The sequence below is a fragment of the Candidatus Cloacimonadota bacterium genome, assembly GCA_012522635.1.
Classification (GTDB): Bacteria; Cloacimonadota; Cloacimonadia; order Cloacimonadales; family Cloacimonadaceae; genus Syntrophosphaera.
The window spans coordinates 1-10,708 of the sequence record JAAYKA010000088.1 but is presented as its reverse complement, the minus strand read 5'-3'; the positions used below and the strand labels follow the sequence as shown (position 1 = coordinate 10,708).

The 10,708-nt window shown below is 50.9% G+C and carries 9 protein-coding genes and 1 tRNA gene; 8 read left to right on the top strand and 2 right to left on the bottom strand.

Going from position 1 to position 10,708, the window contains the following annotated elements; genetic code table 11:
* Positions 1-421: 421 nt before the first annotated feature.
* Positions 422-497: transfer RNA gene (locus GX135_04780), tRNA-Thr, on the bottom strand.
* A complete protein-coding gene (locus GX135_04775) occupies positions 498-1,175 on the bottom strand; it encodes a hypothetical protein (protein NLN85403.1) in 678 nt (225 codons plus the stop codon). It abuts the tRNA gene before it with no gap.
* Positions 1,176-1,348: 173 nt separating this feature from the next.
* On the opposite strand from GX135_04775, the gene GX135_04770 reads away from it, so the two are divergent.
* The 8 genes from GX135_04770 to GX135_04735 form a co-directional block, all read left to right on the top strand.
* On the top strand, positions 1,349-2,662 hold the full coding sequence (locus GX135_04770; GenBank protein NLN85402.1) for a GTPase: 1,314 nt from the start codon (positions 1,349-1,351) through the stop codon (positions 2,660-2,662).
* Positions 2,663-2,731: 69 nt separating this feature from the next.
* On the top strand, positions 2,732-3,679 hold the full coding sequence (arcC, locus tag GX135_04765) for a carbamate kinase (GenBank protein NLN85401.1): 948 nt from the start codon (positions 2,732-2,734) through the stop codon (positions 3,677-3,679).
* Positions 3,680-3,753: 74 nt separating this feature from the next.
* Complete coding sequence (rpsO, locus tag GX135_04760; GenBank protein ID NLN85400.1) at positions 3,754-4,023, top strand: 30S ribosomal protein S15; 270 nt, start codon at positions 3,754-3,756, stop codon at positions 4,021-4,023.
* A gap of 202 nt (positions 4,024-4,225) precedes the next feature.
* Entirely contained in the window at positions 4,226-6,475 is a 2,250-nt protein-coding gene (pnp, locus tag GX135_04755; protein ID NLN85399.1) for a polyribonucleotide nucleotidyltransferase, read from the top strand.
* Between the two features lie 69 nt (positions 6,476-6,544).
* The gene (locus GX135_04750) at positions 6,545-7,948 is read left to right on the top strand and encodes an adenosylhomocysteinase (protein NLN85398.1); all 1,404 of its coding nucleotides are present in this window, start codon (positions 6,545-6,547) and stop codon (positions 7,946-7,948) included.
* Between the two features lie 6 nt (positions 7,949-7,954).
* Positions 7,955-8,515 carry a hypothetical protein gene (locus GX135_04745; protein ID NLN85397.1) on the top strand — a complete coding sequence of 187 codons (561 nt, stop codon included), beginning with the start codon at positions 7,955-7,957 and terminating at the stop codon, positions 8,513-8,515.
* A gap of 11 nt (positions 8,516-8,526) precedes the next feature.
* Positions 8,527-9,468, top strand: a complete 942-nt coding sequence (locus tag GX135_04740) for an NAD-dependent epimerase/dehydratase family protein (protein NLN85396.1) — start codon at positions 8,527-8,529, stop codon at positions 9,466-9,468.
* Positions 9,465-10,708: UDP-glucose/GDP-mannose dehydrogenase family protein (locus GX135_04735; GenBank protein ID NLN85395.1), on the top strand; the 1,244-nt coding region annotated here is incomplete at its 3' end. The genes GX135_04740 and GX135_04735, both read left to right, overlap by 4 nt.

Here is a 10,708-nt window from a genome sequence, read left to right as displayed (position 1 = left end):
CTATTTCTGCGCTAATCCGCGAGAACCCCAAAATGATTTCCCCAAACCCTCATTTTGTTACCCACTATATATAGAGGGGCTCTTTAGCGTGGCTCATTTATGCCTCATTCATGCCTTGGGAACATCTTTGGGGCAACAAGCGAAGTTCCCGGGATGGTATCAGGTTACTGTGGCGCTGGATTCAAGGGAGTTTGGCGGAATTGGAAGCGAGGTTGACGGCTTGCTCTTGATTAACGAACCCAGGTGGTCGGAAGAACATTTTTTGACGCTAAGGCCTGGATTCCTCACATTCGTTCGGAATGACGGGTCGGGGTTTCTGCCCAAAGGGCGAAGCTGGGTGAATGAAAAAGGGCTGATGAAAAAGCGATGAATAAAAAAACCCGGTCTGGGGATTTTTCCCTTGTGACCGGGCCAGTGTTTCTGGAGCTAAATGGGGGACTCGAACCCCCGACCTACTGATTACGAATCAGTTGCTCTACCAACTGAGCTAATTTAGCTCAATCACGTATCAGCCGAAAGCCGCTTGGCTCTGTGGGGCTGTCGATGAATGATAGTTTATGGGTGCGGGAATATTGTTTATCCTCGGAGGAGGCAAAACTTTTCCCCAGGCGCAGCTTCATATAGGGAGTTGTGACCAGGGTGAGCCGGATGTTTGTGTCTTGGTTCAGATTGTGGGGATGCCAAAACTCAGTTCCGTCCAGACCGGTGCTAAGTTTGTTTGCGCCATCCAGTTCAAAGGTGGGAATGTCGATGTTATACCAGATTTTGAACTGCGCTTTTTCGCCATAATCCCGAAGCTTGTCCAGGTGGATGCCAAAAAACCTTACGGGACTGTTCCAAGCCAGCAGTTCGGGCTGGGGAAGGGTGGGTTCAAAGTGTTCGGGCACCATGTTTGTGACCCAATAAAGTTTCTCATTTTTGCCTGAGACCGTAATCGACTGTATTTGCGCGTCTTTATGCAAGAAAAAACCATAGTGAAAGCTGGGATCGAGCTGGGATTTGGGAATTTCAAAATCAAGCTGCATATACAGACGACGAAGCTCAGTTGAATAGAACATATCCAGTTCATATTCGTTTGCTTCCAAGAGTTTAAAACTCAATGCGGCAGGGCTTTCCTGCGCCGCAAGAAGGCTCGCAAGCAACAAGAGGGCAAAAAACATAATCGTTCTGCGCATGGTAAACTCCTTTTATACATAGTCTGTTTGGTCAAAACTTAATCCATATCATATTTCGTCAAGAGTTTTCTATGACGTGTTTGCGTGAATTGAGGAAATTTTTCCCTTGACGCCAACAGCATTTTTAAAAGTCTGCCATCAGCAAACATATTAAAAATCGAAAGGAGAACAATATGAAACGCAAAGTAATCATCATGGGAGCAGCCGGGAGAGATTTCCACAATTTCAACGTCTACTTCCGCGACAATGAGGATTATGATGTCGTGGCCTTCACCGCCACACAGATTCCAGGGATTGACGACAAAAAATATCCCGCCGAACTGGCTGGCAAGCTCTATCCGAATGGCATTGAGATTTTGCCCGAAGCCGAGCTGAAAGCTTTAATCGAAAAGCACAACGTTGATTTGGTGGTGCTTTCCTACAGTGACCTTCTCTATGACGACGTGATGCACAAAGCGTCACTGGTCAACGCCGCTGGAGCAGATTTTATGCTGATGGGCACAAAATCCACGATGATTAAGACGGACAAGCCGCTGATCACGGTTTGCGCGGTGCGCACCGGTTGTGGAAAATCCCAGACCACCCGCACTATCATCGAAGCCCTGAAAGCAAAGGGACGCAAAGTTGTTTCCATTCGCCACCCCATGCCCTATGGCGACCTTGTGAAACAAAAAGTTCAACGCTTTGCCGAAATTGAAGACCTGAAAAAACACGATTGCACCATTGAAGAAATGGAAGAATATGAGCCGCATATCATGATGAACAGCGTGATTTACGCCGGGGTGGATTATGAAGCCATCCTGCGTGAAGCGGAAAAAGAAGCCGACGTGATTATCTGGGACGGCGGAAATAACGATATTCCATTCTATAGCTCTGACAAACAGCTCAACGTGGTGGTTGCAGACCCCCATCGCCCCGGAGATGAGATTTCCTATTATCCTGGTGAAACCAATATCCTCCTCGCGGATGTGGTTGTGATCAACAAAATCGACAGTGCCGATTTGGATGGCATCACCGAGGTTCGGGAAAATGTTCGCGCCATCAACCCCAAGGCCAAGATTGTTGACGCGGCTTCTCCGCTGACAGTGGATAAAATCGATATTATCGCCGGCAAAAGAGTGTTGGTGGTGGAAGACGGTCCCACTCTCACCCACGGAAACATGCCCTACGGCGCTGGAATGGTGGCTGCGGAGAAATATGGCGCCGCGGAATTTGTTGACCCCCGTCCCTACGCGGTTGGTGAGATTGCCGAAACCTTTGAAAAATATCCGGATATCGGCGATTTGCTTCCCGCCATGGGCTATAGCGCCCAGCAAATCAAGGACTTGGAAGAGACCATCAACGCCACCGAATGTGAGGGCGTGGTGATTGCCACTCCGATCGACCTGCGTCGTATCGTGAACATCAAACATCCCGCTTGCCAGGTGAGCTATGACCTCCAGGAAATCGGACATCCCACCCTCGCCGACCTCCTTGAGGATTTCTAAGAAATTAGATATTAACAAGATAAATGGGGCAGACCGCGAGTTCTGCCCCTATTTTTCAAAAGAGGAATGATGAAGAAAACAGCAGTTCTTGCCCTGGGCGGAAACGCAATCATCAAGGTCGGAGAAAAAGGAACGATTTCCGAGCAATTCAAAAATACCCGTGATTCCCTGAGCGGAATTGTGGAACTTATCCGCCAAGGCTACCGCCTCGCCATCACCCACGGAAATGGGCCTCAAGTGGGAAACCTTCTCCGCCAGCAGGAAGCGGGTGAAAAGGAAGGCATAGCGCCTCTGCCGCTGGGGGTTTTAAACGCGGCGACGGAAGGCTCGATGGGCTATATGATTGAACAAAGCCTCCAAAACAGCCTCCACAAGCTTGGCTTGGAAAAAAAGGTTATCACCATTATTTCACAGGTTGAAGTTGACAGGAATGACCCCAGTATGCTCAATCCCAGCAAATATGTTGGCAGCAGTTATTACAGCGCCGAAGAGGCTGAGGATTTGAGAAAAAACCTGGGCTGGACGCTGCGTGAAGACGCTGGCAAAGGCTGGCGGCGTGTGGTTCCTTCGCCGCTTCCTCAAAGGATTATCCCTGCCGAAATCATTCGCGAATTGGTTCAACGGGGTGAAATCGTCATCGCTGTGGGCGGGGGTGGGGTTCCGGTTTACACCCAGGAAGATGGCAGCCTGGAAGGGCTTGACGCTGTGGTTGACAAGGATTTTGCCAGCGCACTTTTGGCGCTCAATATCGAGGCTGACCTTTTTGTCATCCTCACCGGAGTGGATAAAGTGGCGGTCGATTATGGCAAGCCCAGCCAGCGGGATTTGGACAGCCTCAATTTGGAAGAGGCGCGAAGATTTTTTGACGAAGGACATTTTCCTCCCGGAAGCATGGGTCCCAAAATCAAAGCCGCCATCGATTTCCTCGAACGTGGCGGACGCGAGGTGCTCATCACTTCCATCGAAAGGATTGCGGACGCCTTCGCCGGGAAAACCGGAACACGCATCACTCCCTGAACCAAGCTTGGAAAAAAAGCTGGACAGAAGACAGGCTCAAAAAATACTGACTCAAAATTCCATAGGAGAATAAAATGGCACTTGACCCTGCGGCCAAAACGGCTATCATGGCAGAGTTTAAACTCCATGAATCAGACACCGGTTCGCCCGAAGTCCAGATTGCTTTGCTCACACGTCGGATTAAAGATATCACCGAACATCTGAAAGTGCACAGCAAGGATTTCAGCACCAGACGCGGACTGTTGAAACTGATCGGGCAAAGAAGGCGCCTGCTTGATTATCTGAAGCGGAAAGACATCAATCGCTACCGCGAGATTATCAAAGCGCTGGAAATCCGAAAATAAACTACGCCAAGATACTTGAACAAGGTGGATTTGCCCGGTCTGCGGCGTGGATCCACCTTTTTTAAATGCGCCCGAGGCTGTAAAATTCGGGCAAAGAAACATCAATCTCCAGGGGAGCATGAGCAATAAGCTGAAGGCTTTGTCCTCAGGCAGTTTTCAGCCTATTGCTTCTTCTCCCCCGGAACAAAACAAGGAGAAGTGAATGCATAACTTCAACATCGTCAAGCGTGAGCTTGACTTTTGCGGACGTCCTCTATATGTGGAAACAGGCCGCATGGCAAAACAAGCCAATGGCAGCGTGTATGTCCGCTATGGCGGAACATCTGTGTTGGTGACCGCCTCCATGAGCAAAGAGCCGGTGGAAAACCAGGATTTCTTTCCGCTCACGGTGGATTATATCGAAAAAATGTATGCCAGCGGGAAAATCCCCGGTGGTTTCTTCAAACGTGAAGCCCGGCCAACAACGGACGCGACGCTTTCCGCCCGCGTTATCGACCGCAGCATCCGTCCCCTCTTTCCAGAAGGTTTTCGTCACCAGGTTCACGTTGTTTTGAACGTGCTTTCCTATGACGGTGAAAACGACCCCAGCTCGCTTGGCGTCTTTGGAGCCTCGCTGGCGCTGACTCTTTCAGACATTCCTTTCCACGGCCCCATCGCCGGCGTGAAAGTTGGTCAGGTGGATGGGCAGTTGGTTTTGAACCCCCTCCAAAGCCAGATGAAAGAATCTTCCAAGATGAATCTGTATGTCGCAGCTTCCGCCACCTCGGTGGTGATGATTGAATCCTCCGCTTTGGAATTGAGCGAGGAAACCATGCTGGACGCTGTTTATACCGGACATGAAGAGATTAAAAAGCTCTGCGCGCTTCAGTTGGATATGCAAAGTGAAGTTGGCAAAGAGAAGGTGGAAGTGGAACTGCTGGGCATTCCGGAAGAGATTATGTCCCGCGTGGAATCCGGATATGGCGCTCAGATTGCGGAATCTGCCATGATTTTGGGCAAACAGGAACGCCAGGACGCCTTTGACGCTGCCGAAGCGGAGATGATTGCCCAGTATCTGGACGAAAAAGACGAGGAATTTGAGCAGCAGGAAAAATGGCACAAAGCGGCTTTCGAAGAACTGATTCGCCGCCATGTGCGTGATTCCATCCTCTACAAGCAACATCGCGTGGACGGACGTGGCTTGGATGATATCCGCCCCATCACCTGCGAAATCGATGTTCTGCCCGTGGTTCACGGTTCAGCCCTTTTCACCCGCGGTGAAACCCAATCCCTGGGAACCATCACCCTGGGCGGTGGAAGCGACGAACAGGTGATTGATGGCTTGGAAGAAGAATACAAGAAAAACTTTTATCTTCATTATAATTTCCCGCCTTTCAGCGTCGGCGAAGCTGGCAGAATGGGCGCAGTGGGACGACGTGAACTGGGTCATGGAAACCTTGCCGAACGCGCTCTCACAGCCGTTTTGCCGGACCGTGAAACTTTCCCATACACCTTGCGGATTGTGGCAGACACCTTGGAATCCAACGGTTCTTCATCCATGGCCTCCATCTGCAGCGGCTGTTTGGCAATGATGGCTGGCGGCGTGCCCATCAAGGCGCCTGTGGCTGGCATCGCAAACGGCCTCATCATGGAAGGTGAAAAATATGTGGTTTTGACAGACATTGTTGGCTTGGAAGACCACCTTGGCGACATGGATTTCAAATGTGCCGGAACCCGTAACGGTATCACTGCCATGCAGATGGATATCAAGATTGAAGGCATCACCAAAGACATCATGCGCATCGCCCTCGAAAAAGCGAAAGCGGCAAGACTGTCGATTTTGGACAAGATGCAGGCGCTGATTCCTGAACCCAGGGAAGACCTGGCTCCCACAGCTCCACGCATCGAAGCCTTCAAAATCCCCGTGGATAAAATCGGCGAAGTTATCGGGCCGAGCGGAAAGATGATAAAATCCATCATCGAAGCCTGCCAGGTTCAGATTGACATCGAAGACGACGGCACAGTGCGCATCCTTTCTCCGGACAAGGCTTCCATCACCATGGCAATGGAGATGGTGAAAGGGATTGCCATCGACCCCGAAGTGGGAGAGGAATTTGAAGGTCCCGTCACCCGCATCGAACCCTACGGTGTTTTTGTGAAGATTCTGAACGGTGCCAAGGAAGGCATGGTTCACGTTTCCCAGATGCACACATCGCGCATCGGACATCCCGAAGATATGGTGAAACTGGGCGACATCGTCCACGTGAAATCACTGGGCATGGACAAAGGAAAACTGGCGCTCACCATGAAAGGTGTGGAAGGAAACCCTGAACCAGACCCCAACGCACCCAAACATGAAAGACCACCGCGCCGGGATGACAACCGCAACGACCGCGGCCGCAATGACAGACGCTCTGGCGGACGTGGTGGCAGTGGTGGTGGCAACAGTGGCGGCGGATACCGCAGAAGATAATAAACTCAAAACTTGCCGGGCTCCGCATCCAAGCTGGGCCCGGCTTTTTCGCTAAACAGGGAGGACCTCATGGATTATAAGGTTGCCGATATTAATCTGGCAGGATTTGGACGCCGGGAAATTGAACTGGCGGAAGCGGAAATGCCAGGCTTGATGGCTTTGCGCAAAAAATACGCGGACAGCAAACCGCTGCAGGGTGCCCGCATCACAGGAAGCCTCCACATGACGGTGCAAACCGCTGTCCTCATCGAAACTCTCCTCCAGCTTGGCGCTCAGGTTCGCTGGGCGAGCTGCAACATTTTTTCCACCCAAGACCACGCTGCCGCAGCAATCGCCGCTGGAGGCACGCCTGTTTTCGCTTGGAAGGGGGAAACCCAGCAGGAATACTGGGAATGCACGCTTAACGCGCTTTCCTGGCCAAATGGAGGGCCTGACCTCATCGTTGACGATGGGGGAGACGCCACTCTCATGGTTCATGAGGGAGTCCGTTTGGAAAAGGAATTTGCTCAAAGCGGAAAACTGCCTGAAGCCACAGCGGAAAACCGTGAAATGCGTTTGGTTCAGGAACTTCTGATTCGTGAACTTTCCAAGGATGCTCAAAAATGGCAGCGTATCGCCAAAAACCTCAGGGGTGTCAGCGAAGAAACAACCACCGGCGTGAACCGGCTCTATCAAACACTTTCTGAAGGTGGCTTGCTTTTTCCAGCCATCAACGTGAACGATTCCGTCACAAAATCGAAGTTCGACAACCTCTATGGCTGCCGCGAATCTTTGGCGGATGGCATCAAACGCGGAACGGATGTGATGGTGGCGGGAAAAGTGGTTATGGTTTGCGGTTTTGGCGATGTGGGCAAAGGTTGCGCCCAGTCCATGCGTGGCTTTGGCGCCAGGGTTGTGGTCAGCGAAATTGACCCCATCTGTGCCCTTCAAGCCGCGATGGAAGGCTATGAAGTGAACACCGTTGAGGAAATGCTTGATGAGGCGGACATCTTTGTGACCGCCACTGGAAACTGTGATGTTATCCGCGTGGAACACATGTTAAAGATGAAAAACAACGCCATCGTTTGTAATATCGGGCATTTCGACAATGAAATCCAAGTGGATGCGCTGTTTGCCACCGATGGCGTCACCCGGGAAAACATCAAACCTCAGGTGGACAAAATCAACCTTCCCACAGGTCAATCCATCATTTTGCTCAGCGAAGGTCGTTTGGTGAATTTGGGCAACGCCACAGGACACCCATCTTTCGTGATGAGCTGTTCTTTCACCAATCAGGTCTTGGCGCAGCTTGCTCTTTGGCAAAGCAAACACGAAATCGGGGTTTACACCCTGCCCAAACTTTTGGATGAAGAAGTGGCAAGTCTGCATCTGGACAAACTTGGCGTTAAACTAACTTCTCTCACTCCAACTCAGGCCAAATATATAAACGTCCCTCTTGCAGGACCCTTCAAGCCTGAGCGCTATCGCTATTGAAGCCAAATGTCAACCAACGCCCCCGTTCTGATTGATGAACTTTTTGGAGAACTTGTCCCCGCGCCTGAGGGTCAACGCTGGGTAGTTATCCACACCAAACCACGCTGTGAAAAGAAACTGGCGGAATACGCCCAACGCAACAACATTTCATACTACCTGCCTCAATTGGACAGTAAAAGGGTCTATCAACGTCGGGTGGTTAACTTTACAAAACCGATGTTCCCCAGCTATATCTTCTGCGTTTTGGATTCCCAAAAGCGCAAAACCCTCACCTATTCCGGCTATGTGGTGAATTTTATCCGGGTGAATCAACAGAAGGAATTGCTGGAGGAGCTGCAAAATATCAAGCTCAGCCGCAGCCCCGGCGTGGAGTTGGAAAACACCGTCTGGCTCGCGCAGGGCTTGAAAGTGGAGATTACCAAGGGTCCCTTGAAAGGCGTAACTGGATTGGTGGAAAACCATGAAAAACTGGACGAGGTCAACCTCCAAATTAACATCCTGCGCCAGGCTGTTCGCTTGAAAATTGACCCCCGCAATGTCAAAATTCTGAAGAACCAACAAGACTGAGAGGTGAAAAAGTGACGATACTGATAACTGGTGGAGCGGGCTTCATTGGCTCCCACGTGGCGGATGCCTATCTGAATGCGGGGCATAGGGTTGTGGTTGTGGACGACCTTTCCTCAGGAAGGCGGGAAAACCTTGATTCCCGCGTGGTTTTCCATCAAAAAGACATCCGCGACGAATCCCTTGCAGCCATCTTCGAGCTTGAAAAACCTGACATCGTGAACCACCACGCCGCCCAAATCAGCGTGCCCCGTTCCATCAGCAATCCAAAGCAGGATGCTGAGGTTAACATATTGGGGCTTATAAACGTTTTGCAGTGTTGTGTGAAGCATCAGGTTAAGAAAATTATCTTTATCTCTTCTGGTGGAGCCATTTACGGGGAGGCGAAAGAATATCCGACCACGGAAAACTACCTGCCCAAACCTCTTTCAATTTATGCCATAAACAAATACGCCGGAGAGCATTATCTTCGTTTTTTCCATCATCAATATGGTCTCAAATATACAGTGCTCCGCTATGCCAATGTTTTTGGGCCTCGCCAGATGCCTGAAGGCGAAGCTGGCGTGGTTTCCATCTTTGTGGAAAAGCTCTTAAAGGATGAAACCCCTGAGCTTTACGCTTACCCGGATGAACCAGATGGCATGATCCGTGATTACGTTTACGTTAAGGATGTGGTGCGGGCTAATCTGGCGGTTTTGGAAAGCGGAGACAACGACGCCTTCAACATCGGAACCTGTATGGAAACCACCACTTTACACCTCTATAGAACCATTTTATGGCAGCTTGGGAAGAAGATTCAGCCCCAACGTGGTCCCGCCCGTCAGGGAGACATTCGCCGTTCCATGCTGGATAATTCCAAAGCCTTTCGTGAATTGGGCTGGAGCCCGCTCTATTCGCTGGAAGAAGGGGTGAAGGAAACCATCGAATTTTTCAAACAAAAAAGAGGCGACAAATGAATATCGCGATGATTGGCTCCGGCTATGTGGGACTCGTGAGCGGAGCGTGTTTCGCGGATATGGGAAACCGCGTCATCTGCGTGGACAACGACCGCGCCAAAATCGAGATGCTGAACCAAAACCGGATTCCCATCTACGAACCCGGACTTCAGGAACTGGTGGAACGAAACCGCGCCCAAAAAAGGCTGAGCTTCACCCTGGACATCGCCACGGCTGTGCAATCCTCGGAAGCCGTGTTCATCGCGGTGGGAACGCCTCCGGACGAAGATGGCTCCGCGGATTTGCAATATGTTTTGGCAGTGGCGAAAGACATCGCGCGCCACATGAAAAAATACACAGTGGTGGTGAATAAATCAACCGTTCCTGTGGGAACCGCGGATTTGGTGGCGCAAACCATCCGTAATGAACAGGAAAAGCTGGGCATAAAGGTTGATTTCGATGTGGTTTCAAACCCTGAATTTCTGAAGGAAGGCGCTGCCATTGATGACTTTATGAGCCCGGACAGAGTGGTTATCGGAGCAGACAATCCCAAGGCGGCTGAGCTTATCCACGAGCTATACAAACCCTTCCACCGCAGCCGCGAACGCATACTCCTGATGGGAACCCGCTCGGCGGAAATGACAAAATATGCAGCCAACGCCATGTTGGCAACTAAGATATCTTTCATGAACGAGCTTTCCCGCCTCTGTGAGGCAATCGGCGCAGATATTGCTGAGATTCGAAACGGCATCGGCAGCGACAGCCGCATCGGCTACCAATTCATCTATCCCGGTGTGGGTTATGGCGGTTCCTGCTTTCCCAAGGACGTTCGCGCCCTCATCCAGATGTATCGCCAAAATGGCATGGAAGCCCGCATCCCGGAAGCGGTTGAAGCCATTAATAATCGCCAAAAACAGGTCTTGGTGGATAAGGTAAGGAACCACTTTGAAGGTAAATTGAACGGTCTTGTTTTTGCGGTTTGGGGTCTGGCTTTCAAACCCCGCACAGACGATATGCGCGAAGCGCCTTCCCGTGTTATCATCAATGCTTTGCTGGAGTCCGGCGCGAAAATCCAGGCCTATGACCCTGTTGCCATCGATGAGGCAAAGCGCGTTTTCGGAGGCAGGGAAGGGCTTTCCTACAGCCGGGACCAGTATGAAGCCTTAAACGGCGCTGATGCCCTGCTGTTGATTACGGAATGGCCTCAATTCCGCCATCCGGATTTCGAAAAGGTGAAAAAAGCTCTTAAACAGCCCCTCAT

What these genes read in the sequence shown, in the direction of transcription:
- GX135_04775 (NLN85403.1), bottom strand. Translation starts at nt 1,175, where the DNA reads ATGCGCAGAACGATTATGTTTTTTGCCCTCTTGTTGCTTGCGAGCCTT.
- pnp (NLN85399.1), top strand. Translation starts at nt 4,226, where the DNA reads ATGCATAACTTCAACATCGTCAAGCGTGAGCTTGACTTTTGCGGACGT.
- GX135_04750 (NLN85398.1), top strand. Translation starts at nt 6,545, where the DNA reads ATGGATTATAAGGTTGCCGATATTAATCTGGCAGGATTTGGACGCCGG.
- rpsO (NLN85400.1), top strand. Translation starts at nt 3,754, where the DNA reads ATGGCACTTGACCCTGCGGCCAAAACGGCTATCATGGCAGAGTTTAAA.
- arcC (NLN85401.1), top strand. Translation starts at nt 2,732, where the DNA reads ATGAAGAAAACAGCAGTTCTTGCCCTGGGCGGAAACGCAATCATCAAG.
- GX135_04770 (NLN85402.1), top strand. Translation starts at nt 1,349, where the DNA reads ATGAAACGCAAAGTAATCATCATGGGAGCAGCCGGGAGAGATTTCCAC.
- GX135_04745 (NLN85397.1), top strand. Translation starts at nt 7,955, where the DNA reads ATGTCAACCAACGCCCCCGTTCTGATTGATGAACTTTTTGGAGAACTT.